This is a genomic window from Aeromonas sp. R3-1 (assembly GCF_040908345.1).
GTDB classification, from domain to species: domain Bacteria; phylum Pseudomonadota; class Gammaproteobacteria; order Enterobacterales; family Aeromonadaceae; genus Aeromonas; species Aeromonas veronii.
The window spans coordinates 1-21,707 of sequence record NZ_JBFODN010000104.1 but is presented as its reverse complement, the minus strand read 5'-3'; the positions used below and the strand labels follow the sequence as shown (position 1 = coordinate 21,707).

19 protein-coding genes and 1 riboswitch are annotated in these 21,707 nt (G+C 61.4%); of the genes, 14 read left to right on the top strand and 5 right to left on the bottom strand.

Going from position 1 to position 21,707, the window contains the following annotated elements:
* The first annotated feature begins 59 nt into the window (after positions 1 to 59).
* Together AB5Y85_RS06560 and aphA are read left to right on the top strand one after the other, a co-directional pair.
* A complete protein-coding gene (locus AB5Y85_RS06560; RefSeq protein ID WP_257687266.1) occupies positions 60 to 734 on the top strand; it encodes an adenine nucleotide alpha hydrolase in 675 nt (224 codons plus the stop codon).
* Between the two features lie 106 nt (positions 735 to 840).
* On the top strand, positions 841 to 1,560 hold the full coding sequence (aphA, locus tag AB5Y85_RS06555; protein WP_257687239.1) for an acid phosphatase AphA: 720 nt from the start codon (positions 841 to 843) through the stop codon (positions 1,558 to 1,560).
* Between the two features lie 72 nt (positions 1,561 to 1,632).
* Here the strand turns inward: aphA and AB5Y85_RS06550 are convergent, their stop codons facing one another.
* Positions 1,633 to 1,899, bottom strand: a complete 267-nt coding sequence (locus AB5Y85_RS06550; protein ID WP_019446505.1) for a hypothetical protein — start codon at positions 1,897 to 1,899, stop codon at positions 1,633 to 1,635.
* 169 nt (positions 1,900 to 2,068) lie between these two features.
* On the opposite strand from AB5Y85_RS06550, the gene AB5Y85_RS06545 reads away from it, so the two are divergent.
* Together AB5Y85_RS06545 and AB5Y85_RS06540 are read left to right on the top strand one after the other, a co-directional pair.
* Entirely contained in the window at positions 2,069 to 2,890 is an 822-nt protein-coding gene (locus AB5Y85_RS06545; protein ID WP_236354071.1) for an HDOD domain-containing protein, read from the top strand.
* A 128-nt stretch (positions 2,891 to 3,018) separates the two neighbouring features.
* Positions 3,019 to 3,516 carry a GNAT family N-acetyltransferase gene (locus AB5Y85_RS06540; RefSeq protein WP_257687238.1) on the top strand — a complete coding sequence of 166 codons (498 nt, stop codon included), beginning with the start codon at positions 3,019 to 3,021 and terminating at the stop codon, positions 3,514 to 3,516.
* A gap of 153 nt (positions 3,517 to 3,669) precedes the next feature.
* Here the strand turns inward: AB5Y85_RS06540 and AB5Y85_RS06535 are convergent, their stop codons facing one another.
* Complete coding sequence (locus AB5Y85_RS06535; protein WP_005340085.1) at positions 3,670 to 3,846, bottom strand: hypothetical protein; 177 nt, start codon at positions 3,844 to 3,846, stop codon at positions 3,670 to 3,672.
* 505 nt (positions 3,847 to 4,351) lie between these two features.
* A complete protein-coding gene (locus AB5Y85_RS06530; protein ID WP_021231596.1) occupies positions 4,352 to 5,629 on the bottom strand; it encodes a sodium:proton antiporter in 1,278 nt (425 codons plus the stop codon).
* A gap of 216 nt (positions 5,630 to 5,845) precedes the next feature.
* Between AB5Y85_RS06530 and metH the strand changes: the two genes are divergently transcribed.
* Together metH and rimK are read left to right on the top strand one after the other, a co-directional pair.
* Positions 5,846 to 9,541, top strand: coding sequence for a methionine synthase (gene metH / locus AB5Y85_RS06525; RefSeq protein ID WP_257687265.1), 3,696 nt, complete (start codon positions 5,846 to 5,848; stop codon positions 9,539 to 9,541).
* Positions 9,542 to 9,772: 231 nt separating this feature from the next.
* Positions 9,773 to 10,669, top strand: a complete 897-nt coding sequence (rimK, locus tag AB5Y85_RS06520) for a 30S ribosomal protein S6--L-glutamate ligase (protein WP_005340088.1) — start codon at positions 9,773 to 9,775, stop codon at positions 10,667 to 10,669.
* A gap of 154 nt (positions 10,670 to 10,823) precedes the next feature.
* Here rimK and AB5Y85_RS06515 read toward each other — a convergent pair whose 3' ends face one another.
* Both AB5Y85_RS06515 and AB5Y85_RS06510 read right to left on the bottom strand, forming a co-directional pair.
* Entirely contained in the window at positions 10,824 to 12,053 is a 1,230-nt protein-coding gene (locus AB5Y85_RS06515; protein WP_257687237.1) for a HAMP domain-containing sensor histidine kinase, read from the bottom strand.
* Positions 12,050 to 12,718, bottom strand: coding sequence for a response regulator transcription factor (locus AB5Y85_RS06510; protein WP_019446511.1), 669 nt, complete (start codon positions 12,716 to 12,718; stop codon positions 12,050 to 12,052). The genes AB5Y85_RS06515 and AB5Y85_RS06510 overlap by 4 nt, the downstream gene beginning before the upstream one ends.
* Before the next feature lie 88 nt (positions 12,719 to 12,806).
* Here AB5Y85_RS06510 and AB5Y85_RS06505 point away from each other — a divergent pair, with 88 nt between their 5' ends.
* From AB5Y85_RS06505 to AB5Y85_RS06470, 8 genes are all read left to right on the top strand, one after another.
* Positions 12,807 to 13,229: a hypothetical protein gene (locus AB5Y85_RS06505; RefSeq protein WP_005340092.1), complete on the top strand. Its 423-nt coding sequence runs from the start codon at positions 12,807 to 12,809 to the stop codon at positions 13,227 to 13,229.
* A gap of 86 nt (positions 13,230 to 13,315) precedes the next feature.
* Complete coding sequence (locus AB5Y85_RS06500; protein WP_115523095.1) at positions 13,316 to 13,801, top strand: hypothetical protein; 486 nt, start codon at positions 13,316 to 13,318, stop codon at positions 13,799 to 13,801.
* Positions 13,802 to 14,061: 260 nt separating this feature from the next.
* Positions 14,062 to 15,525: an aerolysin AerA gene (gene aerA / locus AB5Y85_RS06495; RefSeq protein WP_257687264.1), complete on the top strand. Its 1,464-nt coding sequence runs from the start codon at positions 14,062 to 14,064 to the stop codon at positions 15,523 to 15,525.
* Positions 15,526 to 15,777: 252 nt separating this feature from the next.
* Positions 15,778 to 15,890, top strand: a riboswitch (TPP riboswitch).
* Positions 15,891 to 16,170: 280 nt separating this feature from the next.
* The gene (gene thiC, locus AB5Y85_RS06490) at positions 16,171 to 18,162 is read left to right on the top strand and encodes a phosphomethylpyrimidine synthase ThiC (protein ID WP_307772283.1); all 1,992 of its coding nucleotides are present in this window, start codon (positions 16,171 to 16,173) and stop codon (positions 18,160 to 18,162) included.
* Entirely contained in the window at positions 18,159 to 19,775 is a 1,617-nt protein-coding gene (gene thiE, locus AB5Y85_RS06485) for a thiamine phosphate synthase (protein WP_257687236.1), read from the top strand. Before thiC ends, thiE begins: the two co-directional genes overlap by 4 nt.
* Positions 19,765 to 20,541 carry a HesA/MoeB/ThiF family protein gene (locus tag AB5Y85_RS06480; RefSeq protein ID WP_257687235.1) on the top strand — a complete coding sequence of 259 codons (777 nt, stop codon included), beginning with the start codon at positions 19,765 to 19,767 and terminating at the stop codon, positions 20,539 to 20,541. Before thiE ends, AB5Y85_RS06480 begins: the two co-directional genes overlap by 11 nt.
* Positions 20,538 to 20,744, top strand: a complete 207-nt coding sequence (gene thiS, locus AB5Y85_RS06475; protein WP_005357774.1) for a sulfur carrier protein ThiS — start codon at positions 20,538 to 20,540, stop codon at positions 20,742 to 20,744. Before AB5Y85_RS06480 ends, thiS begins: the two co-directional genes overlap by 4 nt.
* Before the next feature lie 85 nt (positions 20,745 to 20,829).
* Positions 20,830 to 21,597, top strand: coding sequence for a thiazole synthase (locus tag AB5Y85_RS06470; RefSeq protein WP_257687234.1), 768 nt, complete (start codon positions 20,830 to 20,832; stop codon positions 21,595 to 21,597).
* Positions 21,598 to 21,707: the final 110 nt, after the last annotated feature.

The following is a 21,707-nucleotide window of genomic DNA, read 5'->3' as shown; positions in this document are numbered from 1 at the left end:
TCGCAACACTGTCTTGCATCTTTTTGGGGCAATCCGAGTGCCCCGCTGGCGGAGGAATGATGGAAAAGAAACGGGTACTGCTCTCCTGGAGCAGCGGCAAGGATTGCGCATGGGCACTGCATCAGTTGCGGCAAGATCCCGCCATCGAGGTGGTGGGGCTGTTTACCACCCTCAATCAGGCATTCGAGCGGGTGGCGATGCACGGGGTGCGCAAGCAGCTGTTGACCGAGCAGGCCGCCTGCGTCGGGCTGCCCCTCATCACCATCGATCTGCCCTGGCCCTGCAGCAACGAGGATTACGCCCGCATCATGACCGGCTTTATCGCCGATGTGGTGGCACAGGGGATCCGCCATATGGCCTTTGGCGACTTGTTCCTCGAGGATGTGCGCGCCTACCGTGAAAAGCAGCTGGCAGGTACCGGCATCGAACCACTGTTCCCGCTGTGGGGCAGCAATACCCGTGAACTGGCGCTGCAGATGGTGGCCGCTGGATTGAAGGCGCGGATCAGTGCTCTCGACCCGAACAAGCTGGATGCCAGCCTGGGGGGCCATGAGTTTGACGAGGCACTGCTGGCGGCGCTGCCGGAGGGGGTCGATCCGTGCGGTGAGAACGGCGAGTTTCACACCCTGGCCTATGATGGCCCCATGTTCTCCCGCCCGCTTGGCATTCGGGTCGGCGAGACAGTGCTGCGCGACGGCTTTGTTTTTACCGATCTGCTGCCAATCGAGGATTAATTATCGGGCGTCAAATGCTCCCTTTTGCAGGAGCATTCACAGATTTGCGAGGCGGGATGGGGGCACTATTGGCCCCCTCTTTTGATTCAAGATGACAACCTGCCTTATGAAACACGTCTCTCGTCCGGCGCTGCTTGCCTCCTTGCTGGCTGTCGCCCTCTCTCTGCCTGCCGTCGCGGGTCAAGCCGCTACCCTTCAGCCGATCCCTGCCGGTGTCACCACCGTCACTCTGGCCCAGCAGGCGCCAATCCACTGGGTATCGGTGGAGCAGATTGCCAAGAGTCTGGATGGCCTGCCCCCGATGGCCGTCGGGTTTGATATCGACGATACCCTGCTCTTCTCCAGCCCGGGTTTTTATCGCGGCAAGCAGGAGTTCTCGCCCAACGACGAGAGCTATCTGAAGAACCCCGCCTTCTGGGAGAAGATGAACAACGGTTGGGATGCGTTCAGCATGCCGAAAGAGGTGGGCAAGGCGCTCATCGCCATGCACCTCAAGCGCGGTGACCACATCTATTTCGTCACCGGTCGCTCGGCCACCAAGACCGAAACCGTGAGCCAGACCTTGCAGCAGACCATGAATATTCCGGCCGACCAGCTCAATCCGGTGATCTTCGCCGGTGATCAGCCAGGCCAGAATACCAAGGTGCAGTGGCTCAAGGATAAGCAGATGAAGCTCTTCTATGGCGATGCCGATGGCGACATCAAGGCGGCGCAGGAGATCGGCATTCGCGGCATTCGTCTGCTGCGCGCCGCCAACTCCAGCTATCGGCCACTGCCGTTGGCAGGGGCGCTGGGGGAAGAGGTGATCATCAACTCCCAGTTCTGATCCGGAGCGGATCCATGCAAAAGGGCGGGGCCATTGGCACCCGCCCTTTTTGCATCCGTTATCCAGCTCGGGTCAGTCGTCGGCCCACGGCATCTCGGGCAGGCTGTCGAGGAACTCGCCGTAACGGGTCAGATTGAAGGGGCCCTGATCTGCCTCCATCGCCATCAGCTCGGCCCCGAGGGCGCAGGCGATATATTGCAGCGCCTCTTCCCGCGGGGTGCCCTTCATCACCAACCGCATCAGGGTCGCCTTCACATGGGGCGGGTGACCATCGTTGAGCTGGTTCTCCACCATCTCCAGCAGCGTCTCTTCGTCAAAAAATTCCTGAGTGTCGTTCATGGGATATCCGCAACAGTGAATGTGGCGGCCAGTATAGCCTGAATGGGGCTAACACCTTGAACGGCCTGCGAATAAACAATCCGATGGGGAGGCCATTTGTTACCCATAATTAACGGGAGTTTGCCGCGGCAAACAGGTTGGAACACAGATAACATGGATGGACACGCCTATGCCCACGATAGATTCCCTGCTGGCTGAGCCCAAGCTACTGCCCCAGATCCCGGAAGTGATGCGCGATTTGATCCAGACCTTCAATGAAAAGGATCCGGATCTGCTCAAGATCAGCAAGCTGATCAACAAGGACCCTGTCATCTCCGCCAAGCTGCTGCGTCTGGCCAACTCGGCCAAATTCGGCAGCAGTCGTCAGATTGGCACCGTCAATGAGGCCGCGGTGCGGTTGGGGTTGGCGATGGTGCGCAACATGGTGCTGGCCTGCGGGCTCACCGAATCGGTCACTTCGGTGCCCGGCATTGATCTCAAACATTTCTGGGGCTGCGTGTTCAACGTGGCGGAGCTGGCGCGTCGTCTGGCGGTGAAGAAGGGGATGAAGGGGGATGAGGTCTTTACCTGCGCCCTGCTCTACGATCTCGGTCGCTTGGTGATGCATGTGGGCCTGCCGGAAAACACCGTCCACCACATTCACGATCTGGAGTTGCACAAGGGGCGGGCCAAGGCGGAAGAGCTGGTGGTCGGCTTCAACTATGCCCAGGTCGGGGCTGCCATGGCACGCTACTGGAAGTTCCCCGAGACCATCAGCAATGCGGTGGAGTATCACTACAACCCCATGCTGGCCAAGGAGTTCTCCGCCGAGGCCGGGTTGATCCATCTGGCGATCGTGCTGGCTGCGCAATCCGATGTGGGGGAAGAGGCGCCACCCGAGTGGCCCCACAAGGTGGCAGATGCGCTGGGGCTGAGCTGGGCCGATTGCGCCGCCCAGTTCACTGCGCTGCGCGAGCAGGGTAATGGCTACGCCGGATTGCTGGCTGCCTGAGCCCGTTTATCCCATCTCATCAGGGGCCAACATGGCCCCTTTTTCATGGCTGATGGCGCCACAGGCTTGCCAGCCCGGGAGTGACGGGGCACTCTTTGCCCTTCACTTTCCGTTTGAGAGCCCTTGCCATGATTGCCTCCTCCCGCCTGATCCTGCGCGAAATGATCGCCACCGATGCCCCCTTCATCCTTGAGCTGCTCAATGACTGCGACTTTTATCGTTACATCGGTGATCGGGGCATTCGCACCCTCGAACAGGCGCAGGAGTATATCCAGCAGGGGCCGGCGGTCAGCTATGCCCGCTATGGTCACGGACTCTATCTGGTGGAGCGCAAGGAGGACGGTGCCAGCCTCGGTATCTGCGGTTTGATCAAGCGCGATACCCTGGAGCAGGTCGATATCGGTTACGCCTTCCTGCCGCAATATCGTGGGCATGGCTACGCTATTGAAGCGGCGCAGGCCGCTCTTGCCGATGGCAAAAGCCGATTGGGGATCGGGCAGGTGGTCGCCATCGTCACCCCGGGCAACGAGCGATCCATCGGCCTGCTGGCCAAGCTGGGGCTGGTGCGCAGTCGACTGGTCAAGTTGAGCGAAGATGCCGATGAGTGCCTGCTGTTGGAGCAGTGATCAAGGTCAGAGAGCAGGAAAGCGAATGGCGAGGTAGCTGTCAGGCTGAGTGACAAGCAAGAGGCCGGGTCTGGTTAAAGGCGTGAGAGAAGCAAAGAGGCCGCCGTGAGTTGCGGCCTGTCTGCATCGGGCGCTGCCGGAGGGCAGGCAGGATCAGTTGAGGTCTTCGATGGAGAACTCGCCAGCGATACCATCACAGGAGATGGCGAAACCGCCGCTGAAGCGGGTGCTGAACTGGATCAGAAACGCATCATTGTCGTGCTCTTGCACAGGCAGGTTGATGGGTTTGCTGCGACGCAGGGGCTTGTGTGTTTGTACTGCTTTCATCATGGTATTTCTCTATATAAATTAGGTGTTTGCTCCTTGTATTGGCAAATGTCAGGTCAATGGGCGCGGTCGATTGGGTGAACGACAAGCGCGCAGGAATACCCAGCCCGGTTAAGGGGCGTCTGCACTTTCAAGGAATATGCTGATGCATAAATCAAATTGGGTGGGCAGATCGGGTCTGCACCGTGAGAGCCGGGCAACGCAGGCAGACAGCCTGACGGTTCTCAAGGCGAGTAAATCAGAAGAAGGTTATGCGGGTACTGGCAGGATTCATCGTGAGGTGAAGCATTGCAGGGCAAACATAAACAGGCTGATTAACTAGCCGACGCGCATTCTCTCCTCGAAATGAATAAAAAGCAAACAATAATTTGCCGATGTTGAAGTCAGTACGCTTTTCCTCTGTGTAATCAAGGTGCTATCAGCAGCAAATATCCGCAGCTATCCGCCATAAAAAGAGGGCTCCCGACGGGAGCCCTCTCTCATTCTGCAATCAGCACAGTGGGCCGACTCAGTAGTCGCCACAGGCCTTCTTGGCTGCCGTGATCATCGGGGTGATGGTCATGCCTTGCACCACGATGGAGAACATCACCACCGAGTAGGTCATCACCAGGATGACCTGACGCAGGTCGACGCCATGTTCCGGGATCATCATGACGCCGGAGGGGAGTGCCAGTGCCATCGCCATCGCCAGACCACCGCGCAGGCCACCCCAGGTGAGGATCCGCACCGAGAAGGTGTTGTAATTGCGGAATCGGCGGAAAGCCACATAGGGTAGCGACACGCTGATAAAGCGGGCGCCCAGGCAGAGCGGCACCGCAATGACCAGCAGGATCCAGTCACGCCAGGCGAGATCCAGCAGTACCAGCGCCAGACCGATCAGCAGGAACAGCAGGGCGTTGAGGAACTGGTCCATCAACTCCCAGAAGTGATCCAGGTGATGGCTGCTCTGCTCGGAGAAGCCGGAGTGACGGGTCCAGTTGCCGATCATGATGCCGGTGACCACCATGGCCAGTGCGCCGGAGACGCCGATCATGTTGGCAAAGGCAAAACCGGCGGTCGGGATACAGAGAGTCAGCAGCAGCTCCAATGAACCGTCATCGGTGGCGCTGATCATCACGTGGGCGATGAGACCCAGCACGGCGCCGAACAGGATGCCGCCGAGGGCTTCGTGCAGGAACAGACCGGCCACGCTACCGAAGGTGGGCTCGACACCGCCAAAGGCGACGGCAAACACGGTAGCGAAGATGACGAGGCCAACACCGTCGTTGAACAGGGATTCCCCTTCGATCTGGATGGCGATCTGGGGTGGCGCTTTCATCTTCTTGACGATGGCCAGTACGGCAATCGGGTCAGTGGGGGAGATCAGCGCGCCGAACAGCATGCAGTAGACCAGCGGCAACTCCCAGCCCAGCAGCTTGGCGATAAACCAGAAGCCGTAGCCGATGAGGAAGGTGGAGAGCAGGGTGGCAATGATGGCCAGAATGGTGATCTCCCACTTCTGGCTACGCAGCGCCTTGAGGTTGATGCCAAGGCCACCGGCGAACAGCAGGAAGCCCAGAATCCCCTTCAGCAGGAAGTTCTGGAAGTCGATGCTCTCCATGGTCTTGACGGCAAGAGGTTCCAGATTGAACCAACCCAGTTTGCCAAACAGCACCAGCAGTGCGGAGATCAGCATGGAGCCCGCAGTAATGGCGATGGTGGTCTGGATCTTCACAACATACTGGTTGGCAAAGGCGATAAAAATCGCCAACGCTGCCAGAAAACAGAGTGTGTAGTAGACGCTCATAGTTATTTTTTTCTCGTTGGTAGACAGCAAGCACGTATCCCTATGCAGGACGGGCATAGGTTACTCTCGGGCCCTATGTTACTCATTACCCATAAATGAGTATATGGTGGCGCATTTGGACTGATAGACGGCTAGATTTCCATTTTATTTGTTTGCTGTTAGGATGCTATTTACGCAGTTGCATGGATGTAAGAGGAACACGCGGTGTCGAACGTAATGTCGAGCAGAGAGCCGAGCAAGCAGTCGGACGTAACAAAGAAGCTGGAAGCCTGCCTCAGGGAGCGGATCCTGATCATCGACGGGGCCATGGGCACCATGATCCAGGGCTACAAGCTGGGGGAGGCGGATTATCGGGGTGAGCGGTTTGCCGACTGGCATACCGACATCAAGGGCAACAACGATCTGCTGGTGCTGACCCGTCCGGCGGTGATCCGCGAGATCCACGAGCAGTATTGCGCTGCCGGGGCCGACATTCTCGAGACCAACACCTTCAACGCCACTCGCATCGCCATGGCCGATTACGAGATGGAAGAATTCTCGGCCGAGATCAACCGGGAAGCCGCCCGTCTGGCCCGCGCCGTGGCCGACGAGTGGACGGCAAAAGATCCCGCCAAGCCGCGTTTCGTCGCAGGGGTGTTGGGCCCCACCAACCGCACTGCCTCCATCTCGCCGGATGTGAACGATCCCGGCAAGCGCAACGTCACCTATGACCAGCTGGTGGCGGCCTACACCGAATCGACCCACGCCCTGATTGAGGGCGGCGCTGACATCATTCTGATCGAGACCATCTTTGATACCCTCAACGCCAAGGCCGCCGCCTTCGCGGTGGAAGGGGTGTTCGAGGCGCTGGGCTACAGCCTGCCGGTGATGATCTCCGGCACCATTACCGATGCCTCCGGCCGAACCCTCTCCGGCCAGACCACCGAAGCCTTCTACCACTCGCTGCGCCACGTCAAACCGGTGTCGTTCGGTCTCAACTGTGCGTTGGGGCCGGACGAGCTGCGCCAGTATGTGGAGGAGTTGTCTCGCATCAGCGAATCCTGCGTCAGTGCCCACCCCAACGCCGGTCTGCCCAATGCGTTTGGCGAGTACGATCTCGATGCGGGTGAGATGGCTGAGCATATCCGCGAGTGGGCCCAAAGCGGCTTCCTCAACATGGTCGGCGGTTGCTGCGGCACCACCCCGACTCACATTCGCGCCATGGCCGATGCCGTGGCGGGTATCAAGCCGCGCGTGCTGCCCGAGCTGCCGGTGGCCTGCCGCCTGTCGGGCCTCGAGCCGCTGATCATTACCCCTGAATCCATGTTCGTGAACGTAGGGGAGCGCACCAACGTTACCGGTTCGGCCAAGTTCAAGCGGCTGATCAAGGAGGGGCTCTACGACGAGGCGCTCGATGTTGCCAAACAGCAGGTGGAGAACGGCGCCCAGATCATCGATATCAACATGGACGAGGGGATGCTGGACGCCGAAGCGGCCATGGTGCGCTTCCTGAACCTCATCGCCGGTGAGCCGGATATCGCCCGGGTGCCTGTGATGATCGACTCCTCCAAGTGGGAGGTGCTGGAAGCGGGCCTCAAGTGCGTGCAGGGCAAGCCGGTGGTCAACTCCATCTCCATGAAAGAGGGGGAGGAGAAGTTCATTCAGCAGGCGAAACTGCTGCGCCGCTACGGCGCAGCCGTCATCGTGATGGCGTTCGATGAAGCGGGTCAGGCCGATACCCGCGCCCGCAAGTTCGAGATCTGCCAGCGTGCCTACCGGATCCTGGTGGATCAGGTCGGTTTCCCGCCGGAAGACATCATCTTCGACCCCAACATCTTCGCGGTGGCGACCGGCATCGATGAGCACAACAACTACGCGGTGGACTTCATCGAGGCGGTGAAGGACATCAAGACGCACCTGCCCCACGCCATGATCTCCGGCGGCGTCTCCAACGTCTCGTTTTCGTTTCGCGGCAACGAGCCGGTGCGCGAAGCCATTCACGCCGTCTTCCTCTACCACGCCATCAAGAACGGCATGGACATGGGGATCGTCAATGCCGGTCAGCTCGCCATCTATGAAGACATTCCGGCGGAGCTGAAAGAGAAGGTCGAGGCGGTGGTGCTCAACCTCAATGACAACGCCACCGAGGCGCTGCTGGCCATCGCCGAGAAGTATCGCGGTGCCGGCGCTCAGGCTGAGGATCCGCGGGATCAGGAGTGGCGTAGCTGGCTTGTGGGCAAGCGGCTGGAGCACGCGCTGGTCAAGGGGATCACCGACTTTATCGAAGAGGATACCGAAGAGGCACGCGCTGGCGCCGAGAAGCCGCTGCACGTCATCGAAGGGCCGTTGATGGATGGCATGAACGTGGTCGGCGATCTGTTCGGCGCCGGCAAGATGTTCCTGCCGCAGGTGGTGAAATCGGCGCGGGTGATGAAGCGGGCGGTGGCCTATCTGCAGCCCTATATCGAGGCGGAAAAATCGGGCGGCTCCAGCAACGGCAAAATCGTGCTGGCGACCGTGAAAGGGGATGTGCACGACATCGGCAAGAACATCGTCGGGGTGGTGCTGCAGTGCAACAACTTCGAGATTGTCGACCTCGGGGTCATGGTCTCCTGCGAGACGATTCTCAAGACGGCGCGTGAGGTCGGCGCCGATATCATCGGGTTGTCGGGTCTCATCACCCCGTCGCTGGACGAGATGGTGCACGTGGCCAAGGAGATGGAGCGTCAGGGCTTCAAGCTGCCGCTGTTGATCGGCGGTGCCACCACCTCCAAGGCCCACACTGCGGTGAAGATCGAGCAGAACTACTCGGAGCCTGTGGTCTATGTCTCCAACGCCTCCCGCGCGGTGGGGGTGGCCCAGAGCCTGCTCAGCCCGGATCTGAAGGAGGCGTTTGTCGCCCGCATCGACAAGGAGTACGAGATCGCCCGGGATCAGCATGCCCGCAAGCAGCCGCGCTCCCGTCCGGTCAGTCTGGCTCATGCCCGCGCCAACCGGCACCAGCTGGACTGGGTTGGCTACCAGCCGCCGAAGCCCCGCGAGCTCGGGGTGCAGAAATTCGAAAATGTGGCCATTTCGGTGCTGCGCCCCTACATCGACTGGACGCCGTTCTTCCTCAGCTGGGAGCTGGCGGGCAAATTCCCGCGCATCCTCGAGGACGAGATCATCGGCGAGGAGGCGACCAAGCTGTTTGCCGACGCCAACGCCATGCTGGACCAGCTGGAAAAGGATCAGAGCGTGCGCTGCGCCGGGGTGATCGGCCTGTTCCCGGCCAACGCGGTAGGGGACAGCATCGAGGTCTACAGCGACGAGTCGCGCACCGAGGTCATCAAGGTGCTGCACCACCTGCGCCAGCAGAGCGAGAAGCAGGGCTTCCCCAACTACTGTCTGGCGGACTATGTGGCGCCGAAAGAGAGCGGCAAGCCCGACTGGATCGGCGCCTTCGCGGTGACCGGCGGCATCGGTGAGGAGGCCATCGCCAAGGCCTACAAGGCGCAGCACGATGACTACAACGCCATCCTCATTCAGGCGGTGTGCGACCGTCTAGCCGAAGCCTTTGCCGAGTATCTGCACGAGCAGGTGCGCAAGGTTCATTGGGGTTATGCTCCCGACGAGGCCCTCAGCAACGAGGAGTTGATCCGCGAGAACTATCAGGGTATCCGCCCGGCCCCCGGTTATCCGGCCTGCCCGGAGCACACCGAGAAGGGGAGCATCTGGGAGTTGCTGGATGTCGAGCAGGCCATTGGCATGCAGCTCACCGAATCCTACGCCATGTGGCCGGGGGCTGCCGTGTCCGGCTGGTACTTCTCTCATCCCGAGAGCAAATACTTCGCAGTGGCGCAGATCCAGCACGATCAGGTGGAAGATTACGCTGTTCGCAAGGGGATGACGCTGGCAGAGGCCGAGCGCTGGTTGGGGCCAAACCTGAACTGATTTCCGCGTGACATCGGTTGATCTTTAACGAGAAACGGCGGCATCCTTGCACGGGTTGAACAACCTGCGCAGAGCCGCCGTTTAACCTGTTGGTCACAGTGACAGGGTAGAGTGCGGTTTGGCGTGGTTTGTCTTGTTGTCAGGATAAACAATTGGCGTTGTCTTGGCGCTGTGGCACCTTATACTCTCCCGCCCCATCCTGCCCAGGCACAGCCTTCTAGCGGAATTGTCATGAAGATCGCCATTTTATCCCGTGAGCCGAAAAACTACTCCACCCGCCGTCTGGTCGAGGTGGCACAGGCGCGCGGTCATCAGGTAGAGGTGCTCGACACCCTGCGCTGCTATATGAATATCGCTTCCCACAACCCCTCCATTCACTACGAGGGTGGGGAGCTGGGAAGTTATGACGCCGTGATCCCGCGGATCGGGGCCAGCATTACCGCTTACGGCACAGCCGTGCTGCGCCAGTTCGAGATGATGAACACCATGGCCCTCAACAGCTCGGTGGCCATCAGCCGTTCCCGCGACAAGCTGCGGGCGATGCAACTGCTCTCCCGCCACGGCATCGGCCTGCCCATCACCGGCTATGCCCACAGCACCCACGACGTGCCCGACCTCATCACCATGGTGGGCGGGGCGCCGCTGGTGGTGAAGCTGCTGGAGGGAACTCAGGGGATTGGCGTTGTGCTCTGCGAGACCCAGAAAGCCGCCGAGAGTGTGATCGAGGCCTTTATCCAGACCAACAACAACATTCTGGTGCAGGAGTATATCCGCGAGGCCAATGGCGCCGATATCCGCTGTCTGGTGGTCAACGGTAAGGTAGTTGCCGCCATGCGCCGTCAGGCCCAGCCGGGAGAGTTTCGCTCCAACCTGCACCGTGGCGGTACCGCCGAGGCGATCAAGATCACTCCGGAAGAGCGCGCGACCGCGGTACAGGCCGCCAAGATCATGGGGCTGGATGTGGCGGGGGTGGATATCCTGCGTAGCGCCCGTGGCCCGCTGGTGCTGGAGGTCAACTCCTCTCCCGGCCTGCAAGGGGTGGAAGCCGCCTCCGGCAAGGATGTGGCCGGCAAGATCATCGAGTTCCTCGAACTCAAGGCGAGCCGCAAGAACAAACCGGCGGAGTGAGCCTCAGGCTTGCATCTGTCAGATAGAAACAGGGCGCCCTCGGGCGCCTTGTTGCTATCTGGCTGGTGGGTAGCGGTCTTGCCGGGGAGTGTCTGTTGTCTCCTTTCTCCCACTATATTTGAATAGACGGGGGGAAGGGCCAGGGATGAGGGGGCTATGTCTTCGTGGGTTCGCTGGTGATCATCGCCAGCCGGGCGCTAAATACGCCATCCTTCAGCCGGGTATCGATCTTCCAACCGAGTTTCTCGCAGATGCGCTGAATGATGGTGAGGCCACAGCCGTAGCCGAGGATCTGATCCGGCGCCGCTGCCGTCGGATTGCTGATGGTGAGCACCGGGCCACACAGCTCGATGTCGATATGTCCCTCGGCATAGCTCAGGGCATTTTTCAGCAGGTTGCCGAGGGCGATGGCGAGCAGGGAGAGGGGGGCGTTTACTTCGCTGCTCTCGTCCAGATTAAGCCGGATATCGAGGGCCTCCCGCTGCAGCAGCGGGGCGAGGCGGGCCAGCTCCTGACGGATCAGCGGGGTCACCTGTTGCAGCGGTCGCTCCACTGCCTCCTTGCGGCCCAGCAGCAGGAAGGTCTCGGTGAGCAGCGCCATCTCGTCGGCGGCGGCACGGATGCGGGTGGTGGCGCGGGCGGCCGGTGCGGGCAAGTCCGTCACCTTGCCAAGCAGGGCCGCCGAGCCCTGGATCACCATGTTGGGGGTGCGCAGTTCGTGGCTGGCGAAGCGGCTGAACTCCTGCTCGCGAGCGAACACTGCGCTCACCTCCTGCTTGCCGGCCAGCAGCGCCAGCTCGATATCCCGCAGCTCCTGCCAGGGGGCGTCGGGTTCGAAATCCGCCTGATCCGGGGTGAGGTGGGCAACCCTCTGTTGCAGCCGTTGCAGCGGCCCTGTGATATGGCGTACCAGCCAGATACCGAAGCCGAGGCAGCCCAGCAGTAGGGTCACCCCGATCAGCCGGGTCGCCAGATGCAGCTTGTCCTCGTAGGGGTCGAGGTAGTCGTCGGCGTCGTCGTTGAACACCAGATAGAGCAGTCCCTCGCCGGAGGGGTGACGGGCCACCAGAAAGTGTTTGTCCTCCTTGCCCAGCTGGTGCTCGAAAAAGCCGGGGGTCTGGTAGGGCTTCAGCCATTTCGGCAAGCGGCCCGCCTCGGTCCAGTAGCTGGAGAACTGTCTGGGGCTCGGAGCCGCCGCCGCCGGGCCGAGTCGCAGCCAGTCATCGCTGTAGCGGGTCACTTCGGCTTCCAGCCAGTGGCGCAGGCTCAGCTCCTCCATCTTGTCCTCGGCCACCAGCATCAGGCCGGAGAGCAGGATCAGCAGCACCACCCCGGCGCCGCCGAGCGCCATGATCAGGCGGCGGCGCAGGCTCGGCAGGCTCATGCGCTCACCAGTCGATAGCCCTGACCGTGCAGGGTCTCCAGCATGGGAGTGGGGAAGGGCTTGTCGAGCGCGTTGCGCAGGGCGTAGATATGGCTGCGCAGGGCATCGGAGTCGGGCTCCTCATCCCCCCAGACGGTGTCGAGCACCTCCTGACGGCTGACGATGGCGGGGGCGCGGCGGGCCAGCAGGGCGAGGATTTGGAACGGGATCTTGCCGAGTTTGAGGGGCTCACCGGCGCGGGTGGCGCGGCCGCTGGCGACATCGACCGTCAGATCGCCAAAGCTGATGGCCCCCACATCGCCGCGCGGACCGCGCAGGCTCAGGGCTTGCAGCCGTACCTCCAGCTCCTCCATGGCGAACGGCTTGACCAGATAGTCGTCGCCACCGGCCTTGAAGCCCGCCAGCTTGTCCTCCAGGCTGTCGCGGGCGGTGAGAAACAGCACGGGAGTGGCAATCCCCTGCTCGCGCAGGCGCGCCACCGTGCTGAGACCATCGAGGCGCGGCATCATCACATCCATGATGATGACGTCGAAACGCTGCTCCTCCAGCAGTTGCAGCGCCGCCTGACCGTGATAGGCACAATCGAGGCGGTGACCGGCCAGCTCCAGATAATCCATGATGGTTTCCGCCACCTGAGGATTGTCTTCCACTACCAAAATCTTCATGCTTTGCTCTCCTGGTTGGTGAGCGTTTCACGCTCTTTTCACACCGGATTCGGCATCCTGTTTGCCAGTGTAACCCCGAGGATCCCTGATGAAGAAGTCTCTCTGCGCCCTCCTGTTGCTGATCTTGTTGCCACTTGGCACCGCACAGGCGACCGAATTCAAACTGACCGGCCGCACCACCTGGCAGCTTGGCCAGTTGATGGTCAACGGCATGCCGTTCGTGATCGACGACCAGACCCGCTTCAAGGATTGGCTCAACGAGGATGATCTCGGCGGTACCTGGGTCGAGATGAAGGGGGTGGTGGAGAACGGCGTGCGCTATGTGCGCAAGGTCGAAGCCCTCGACGAAGATGACAAGGACGAGATGGATCTGGAGGGGCCGGTCGAAGGGGGGCGGATCTGGGGCTACACCACCTCTGACAACAGTCTGGCGCCGTTCGAAGGGCGCTGGCTCGAGCTGGAGTGCAAGTTTGACGGCATGCGCCTGAGCCGCTGCCGCGAGGATGACTGATCCGATCTCTGCGTTCCGATTAGAAATGCTCCCGAATGAAGCCCATGCTTGTCCAGCATGGGCTTTTTGTTCAGGGACGAACGAAGATGGAACAATCGAGAAAGTGGTGTGCATGGATGCTGGGTGTACCGCTCTGGGCGGCGCAGGCGGGAGCCGACGAATTGTGGCTGGTGGAGCTGGAGCACAGCGACGGCATCCGCCTGCAATTTCAGGGGGCCGAGGTGGAGCAGGGCAGTGCCGCCATCTGGCGGCAGGGGGAGATTTGGCCGCAGCCACTCAAACCCGGCGACCAGCTCGCCCTGCTGGTGGCCGATGGCGTTGCCACCCGGATTGAGCTGCTGGCCGCCAGAGCCCCGCTGGCCAATCAGCCCTGGCAGCGGGCGCAAGATCGCCTGCAATCCTTCGATGACCGGCAGCTCACCCTGGCCACCCTGGGCACTGTGCCACTCAATCCGCAGGTGCGCTGGGTCAACGGTTCGGCCGCCGATCTGCATGCCGGGAGCGAGCTGGTATTGATCCGTTCGGCGGATGGAATATTGCAGGGAATTGAAGTGATCAATCCGGAAGAGTAATTCAGCATCTTCTTATTTAATATGGTTTCACCATATTGTGGCAGCCATTAAATAATGGCTGCCACAATATTTATGATTTATTCCTCAATAAAGTCATCACTCTAATTATTTTCTTATACCACCATTATTTTGTTTGTCATGGATGTTTTTTGGTGGTTTATTTTATTTGTGTCAGGTTTTGTCGGAGTCCATACCTGTCAAATGAAAAAGGATATTTCTACACAATAACAATTATCGTATGTCTGAAAGAGGGATAAATGATGAATAGAATAATTACCGCCAATCTGGCGCTTTTGGCGTCTTCATTGATGCTCGCTCAGGTGCAGGCGGCTGAACCTGTCTACCCTGATCAGGTCAAGTGGGCGGGCCTTGGCACGGGCGTCTGTGCCAGTGGTTACCGTCCTCTGACCCGCGATGAAGCCATGAGTATCAAGGGTAATCTGGTCAGCCGCATGGGGCAGTGGCAGATCACCGGGCTGGCGGATCGCTGGGTGATTATGGGGCCGGGATATAATGGCGAAATCAAACAGGGCACTGCCGGAGAAACCTGGTGTTATCCCAACTCACCGGTTTCCGGAGAAATACCAACACTCTCTGACTGGAATATTCCGGCAGGTGATGAGGTCGATGTGCAATGGCGTCTTGTCCACGACAATGATTATTTTATCAAGCCGGTCAGTTATCTCGCTCATTATTTGGGATACGCCTGGGTGGGTGGAAATCATAGCCCCTATGTCGGGGAAGATATGGATGTTACCCGGGTTGGCGATGGCTGGTTGATAAAGGGAAATAATGACGGCGGCTGCTCCGGATATCGTTGTGGGGAGAAGAGTTCCATCAAGGTAAGCAACTTCTCATATACCCTGGAACCCGACTCCTTCAGCCATGGTCAGGTCACCGAGAGCGGAAAGCAGCTGGTCAAGACCATCACGGCCAATGCGACCAACTACACCGACCTGCCCCAGCAGGTGGTGGTGACCCTGAAGTACGACAAGGCCACCAACTGGTCGAAGACCGACACCTACAGCCTGAGCGAGAAGGTGACCACCAAGAACAAGTTTCAGTGGCCGTTGGTGGGGGAAACCGAACTGGCCATCGAGATCGCTGCGAGCCAGAGCTGGGCCTCCCAGAAAGGGGGCTCGACGACCGAGACCGTCTCGGTTGAAGCACGCCCCACGGTGCCGCCTCACTCCAGCCTGCCGGTGCGGGTTGCCCTATACAAGTCCAACATCTCCTACCCCTACGAGTTCAAGGCCGAGGTCAATTATGACCTGACCATGAAGGGCTTCCTGCGTTGGGGCGGCAATGCCTGGTATACCCATCCGGAGAATCGCCCCACCTGGGAGCACACCTTTGCCGTCGGCCGGTTCCGCGACAAGGCGAGCAGCATCCGCTACCAGTGGGACAAGCGTTATATCCCGGGTGAAGTGAAGTGGTGGGACTGGAACTGGACCATCAGCGAGTATGGTTTGTCGACCATGCAGAATAACCTGGGTCGTGTGCTGCGCCCGATCCGTTCGGCGGTGACCGGTGACTTCTATGCCGAGAGCCAGTTTGCCGGTGATATCGAAATCGGTCAGCCCCAGACCCGTTCCGCGAAGGCTGCCCAGCTGCGCAGTGCCTCTGCCGATGAGGTGGCGCTTACCGGTGTGGATCTGGACAGCGAGGCCCTTGCCAACGAAGGGTTTGGCAATGTATCCCTGACCATAGTGCCGGTTCAATAACCTCACTCGCAGGCCCCTTTCATAGGGGCCTGTTTCTGTTTGCCCTGCGCCCCTCGATTTTCCCTCTTTTTCTCCTCTTGTCCCTGAATGATCACAACAGGAAGCTATGGCGTGCCAAGGTGATGCCAACGCAGGTTTGACCTCTGTTTGGGGTGGCCCCGTGAGCGAGGCATTGTTCACTCATTTGTTGAAAGAGGCGTGTTGGCCAGATTGTTAACGGCTTGTGCTTTAAATTTTCCCCCTTATACTGGCGCCATCTTGTCGGAGTGCTGACCGTCGAACGACGCGAAGCTGAGACCGTTAATTCGGGATCCGTGGAACCTGATCAGGTTAAAACCTGCGAAGGGAACAAGGGTAACTTGCGGGTTACCGCGCCGGAGGAGGAACAAGCCTCTTCCGCTCATCAAAGGGCTCACCCTTGATGGGTCAGGGCGCACAGGAGGGAGTCTGTCCCGTCCGGTTGTCCAGCACGTGGGGCGCCTTGCCCACAGCATGCAGAGAGCGGGAAGCGGCAGAACAGCAGCGCGGAGATCCATCCCGCGCGCACTCCCTCCCGAGATAAACACCCCGCCGCAAGTTCATCTTCTCCTCGAACTCCAGACAAGCAAATACCCATAACTTCAACCAGTTAATGTGAGTTTTGCTATGTCTACTTCCGTATCTGATACCACCAAATCCAGCCGCCGCGAGCAGCGCTCCAGCGCTCAGGCCTTTATCGACAGCCTCAAGGGGATGGCTCATCCCAACTCCCGTCGCATTTTTATCGAAGGCTCCCGCCCCGATATTCGAGTTCCCCTGCGGGAGATCCAGCTGGCCGACACCTTCGTCGGCGGCACCAAAGAAGATCCCAAGTTCGAACCCAACGAACCGATCCCGGTCTACGACACTTCTGGCCGTTACGGGGAGGAGGGGGTCGCCATCGACGTGCGCCGCGGCCTGCCGCGCCTGCGGGAAAACTGGGTGCTGGAGCGCGATGATACCGACGAACTGCCGGGACTCAGCTCTACCTTCACTCAGGAGCGTCTGGCCGACGAAGGGCTGGATCACCTGCGCTTCGAACATCTGCCCAAGCCGCGCCGCGCCAAGCCGGGCTGCCGGGTCACCCAACTGCACTACGCCCGCGCCGGCATCGTCACTCCCGAGATGGAATTTATCGCCATTCGCGAGAACATGGGGCGCGAGCGGGTGCGCTCAGAGCTCTTGCGTACCCAGCATCCGGGCCGCGATTTTGGTGCCCGTTTGCCCCAGAACATCACCCCCGAATTTGTGCGCGATGAGGTGGCCGCCGGTCGCGCCATCATCCCCAGCAATATCAACCACCCGGAAGCGGAGCCGATGATCATCGGCCGCAATTTTCTGGTGAAGATCAACGCCAACATCGGCAACTCGGCGGTCACCTCCAGCATCGAAGAGGAGGTAGAGAAGCTGGTCTGGTCCACCCGCTGGGGCGCCGACACCGTGATGGATCTCTCCACCGGCCGCTACATCCACGAGACCCGCGAGTGGATCCTGCGCAACAGCCCGGTGCCCATCGGTACCGTGCCCATCTATCAGGCGCTGGAAAAGACCAACGGCATCGCCGAAGAGCTCACCTGGGAGCTGTTCCGCGACACCCTGCTGGAGCAGGCCGAGCAGGGGGTGGACTACTTCACCATCCACGCCGGCGTCTTGCTACGCTTCGTGCCGATGACCGCCAAGCGCCTCACCGGCATCGTCTCGCGCGGTGGCAGCATCATGGCCAAGTGGTGCCTCTCCCACCACAAGGAGAACTTCCTTTACCAGCACTTTCGCGAAATCTGCGAGATCTGCGCCGCCTATGACGTGGCCCTGTCGCTGGGCGATGGTCTGCGTCCGGGCTCCGTCTATGACGCCAATGACGAGGCCCAGTTCGCCGAGCTGCGCACCCTGGGCGAGCTCACCAAGATTGCGTGGGAGTACGACGTGCAGGTGATGATCGAGGGGCCGGGTCACGTGCCGATGCACATGATCGAGCGCAACATGACCGAGCAGCTGGAGCACTGCCACGAGGCTCCTTTCTATACGCTGGGCCCGCTCACCACCGACATCGCGCCGGGGTACGACCACTTCACCTCCGGCATCGGCGCCGCGCTCATCGGCTGGTACGGCTGCGCCATGCTCTGCTACGTCACCCCCAAGGAGCATCTGGGGCTGCCCAACAAGGAAGACGTGAAGCAGGGGCTGATTACCTACAAGATCGCCGCTCACGCCGCCGATCTGGCCAAGGGGCATCCGGGTGCCCAGATCCGCGACAACGCCATGTCCAAGGCGCGCTTCGAGTTCCGCTGGGAGGATCAGTTCAATCTGGCGCTGGATCCCGACACCGCTCGCGCCTACCACGACGAAACCCTGCCGCAGGAGTCCGGCAAGGTGGCCCACTTCTGCTCCATGTGCGGGCCCAAATTCTGCTCCATGAAGATCACTCAGGATGTGCGTGACTATGCCGCAAAGCTGGAGGCCGTTGAGATCAAGCTGGTCGGTATGGATGGCCAGCAGGAGCAGGTGGTGGCCGAGGTGGAGAGCGGCATGGCCCGCATGGCCGAAACCTTCAAGGAGACCGGTGGCGAGATCTACCATCAGGCGGCGGCGCTGAAACAGGCCGCAGGGGAGGAGGCGTGAGCAGCGCAAGCGGGGCTGTCAGCCCCGCCGACCTGCCACCTGTGACCGACTCTCGCCCTGTGGTCTGGACCATCGCCGGTTCCGACTCCGGCGGTGGCGCCGGTATTCAGGCCGACTTGCACACATTGCACGACCTCGGCGTGCACGGCTGCTCGGTCATCTCCGCCATTACCGCCCAGAACTCGGTGGCGGTGAAGATGGTCGACCCCGTGCTGATGCAGACCTTCACCGCCCAGATCGACGCCCTCGGTGTCGATCTGCCGCCCGCCGCCATCAAGATTGGCCTGCTGCCGACCCGGCTTCACGTCGAGGTGCTGGCCCGCCGACTGGCGGCCACTCCGGCCCCCTTCGTGGTCTACGACCCGGTGGCCATCGCCAGCACCGGCACCCCGATGGCGGAGCCCAATATGCTGGAGGCGGTGCGTGAGCAGCTGTTGCCACGTTTGTCGCTCATCACCCCCAACGGCCCCGAGCTGGAAGCCCTGACCGGCATTCCCGCGACCAGCCCTGTGTTGGTGCGCTTCGCCGCCCGGCAGCTGCGCGAATTCGGCGCCCGTGCCGTGCTGGTCAAGGGTGGCCATCTGGGCTGGAGCGGCGATCTCTGCCTCGACTACTACCAGGATGAGACCCGCGAATTCTGGCTGGCGGCGCCGCGCCTCGATACCCGCCACGGCCACGGCACCGGTTGCTGTTACGCCAGCGCCATCGCCGCCGTGGTGGCGCAGGATTATCCGGTGGAGGACGCCATCACCCTGGCGCGTGCCTACCTGCAACAGGGGTTGGCGGCGGCGCAGGGGGTGGGGGCAGGCCCGGGCCCCATCGCCCATCTCGGCTGGCCAGCCGATCTTGCCCACTTCCCCCGCGCCGTGTTGGCGGGATCAACCCTCGATCGCCGCTTCGGACTTTATCAGACAGGCAGCGCCCGCCTGCCGGATGGCCCCTTCGCGCCGACCGAACACAACCTCGGCCTCTATCCGGTGGTGGATTCGGTCAAGTGGCTGCGCCGCCTGCTGGGGCAGGGGGTCAAAACCATCCAGCTGCGGATCAAGAATCTGCCTGCCGCAGAGGTAGCACCGGCCATTCGTGATGCGGTAGCGCTCGGTCGCCGCCATGGGGCACGACTCTTTATCAACGACTACTGGCAGCAGGCCATCGAGGCGGGAGCCTGGGGCGTGCATCTGGGGCAGGAGGACATGGAGACCGCCGATCTCGCCGCCATTCAGGCGGCCGGGCTGCGCCTTGGCATCTCAACCCACGGCTACTTCGAGCTGATGCGGGCCCGCGAGCTGGCCCCCTCCTATATGGCGCTGGGTCATATCTTCCCGACCAACACCAAGGCGATGCCTTCGCGCCCGCAGGGGCTGGTGCGGCTGCACCGCTACCGCGCCCTGATGTGCGACTGGCCGACGGTGGCCATCGGCGGCATCAGCGAGGAGCGGGTGGCGGCGGTCAAGGGGAGTGGGGTTGGCAGTATCGCGCTGGTCTCGGCTATCACTGCCAGCGACGACTGGCAGGGGGCGACCGAGCGGCTGCTCGCTGCCGTGGGGGTGGGGGATGAGCCGCGCTCGGCGCAGCTTATGACCGACATGCAGGAGGCGGCCCATGCTCTCTGATGCTGAGTATTTGCGATACGGCCGCCAGCTGATGCTGGCGGAAGTGGGGGAGGCCGGTCAGGCACGGCTCAGGGATAAATCTGTGCTGATCGTCGGCCTCGGCGGGCTCGGCTCGCCGCTGGCCCTCTATTTGGCTGGCGCCGGTGTGGGCACCTTGTGGCTGGCCGATGGCGATACGGTGGATTCCAGCAATCTGCCGCGCCAGATCCTGTTCGATAGCGAGGCAGTCAACCACTCCAAGGCGGAGCTGGCCCGCGAGCGCTTGGCTGCCCACAACCCTCTGGTGGAGCTGATTGCCATCAACCAGCGGCTCGATGCCGCCAGCCTGCCGGAGTTTGTGGCCGAGGTAGATCTGGTGATCGACTGCTGCGACAACCTCGCCACCCGCCAGGCCATCAACGCCGCCTGCGTGGCTCAGGGCAAGCCCTGGATCTCCGCCGCCGCGGTGGGCTGGCAGGGACAGCTTATGGCACGAGTAAACAGCGATCACGCCTGCTACGCCTGCCTCTATCCGCAGGATACGAAAGTCAGTCAGAGCTGCGAGACCAGCGGCGTCACCGGCCCGCTGGTCGGGGTGATGGGCTCTTTGCAGGCGCTGGAGGCACTGAAACTGCTGCTCGGGATGCCAAGCCCGGTCGCTGGCACATTGCGCCGTTTCGATGCCCTGACCCATCAGTGGCAGACCCTCACTCTGGCCCCCGACCCCGATTGCCCGGTCTGCGGGCAGCGCCGATGCCCGACACACGATAAGGAGATCACCCCATGACCCTCACCATTCGACTCAACGATAAAGCCCAGCCGCTGGCGGCAGGGCAGAGCGTGGCCGACCTGCTGGCGGCGCAAGACGTTAATCCACAGGGCGTAGCGGTGGCCCTCAACGGCGCCGTGCTGCCCCGTGGCCGCTGGGCCGAGACCCGTCTCAATGACGGGGACGAACTTCACCTCTTCACCGCCATTGCGGGAGGCTGACCCATGATGCTCACAGTCCCATATTCGAGCGTTCTGCCTTGCGGTGGAACTTCATCTCTTCTTACCACTGTGGCGGGAGGCTGACATGCTCAAGATTGCCGATCACACCTTCTCATCGCGTCTCTTTACCGGCACCGGCAAGTTTGCCCACCCGGATCTGATGGCCGCCGCCATCGAGGCGAGCGGCTCCCAGCTGGTCACCATGGCCATCAAGCGGCTCGAACCGGGCAAGGCCCACGACGATATCCTGAGCCCGCTCCTGAAACTCGGGGTCAAGCTGCTGCCCAACACCTCCGGCGCCAAGACCGCCGCCGAGGCGGTATTTGCCGCCCATCTTGCCCGCGAGGCGCTGGGGACGAACTGGCTCAAGCTGGAGATCCACCCCGATCCCCGTTATCTCTTGCCCGATCCCATCGAGACGCTGAAAGCCGCCGAGCAGCTGGTGAAAGAGGGCTTTGTGGTACTGCCCTACTGCGGCGCCGACCCCGTGCTCTGCAAGCGGCTGGAAGAGGTGGGCTGCGCCGCCGTGATGCCGCTCGGTGCGCCCATCGGTTCCAATCAGGGGCTGGTGACCCGGGAGTTTCTCTCCATCATCGTCGAGCAGGCCAATGTGCCCGTGGTGGTGGATGCGGGGATCGGTGCGCCGAGCCACGCCGCCGCCGCCTTTGAGCTGGGTGCCGACGCCGTGCTGGTCAACACCGCCATCGCGGTGAGCGGCGACCCGGTCGCCATGGGCCGCGCCTTTGCACTCGCCTGCACTGCAGGTCGCAGCGCCTATCAAGCCGGTCTCGGCGCCCGCGCCCTGCAGGCCCAGGCCTCCAGCCCGCTTACCGATTTTCTGGGGGCGTTATGAGTCATGATGCTGGCGCGGGACAATATCCAATCGCCACGCCCTCTTTCTCGGTTTCTCACGAGGCCGATGTGTTTAGCCCCCCTCTCGGCTCTTCACAAAATAAGGGAGAG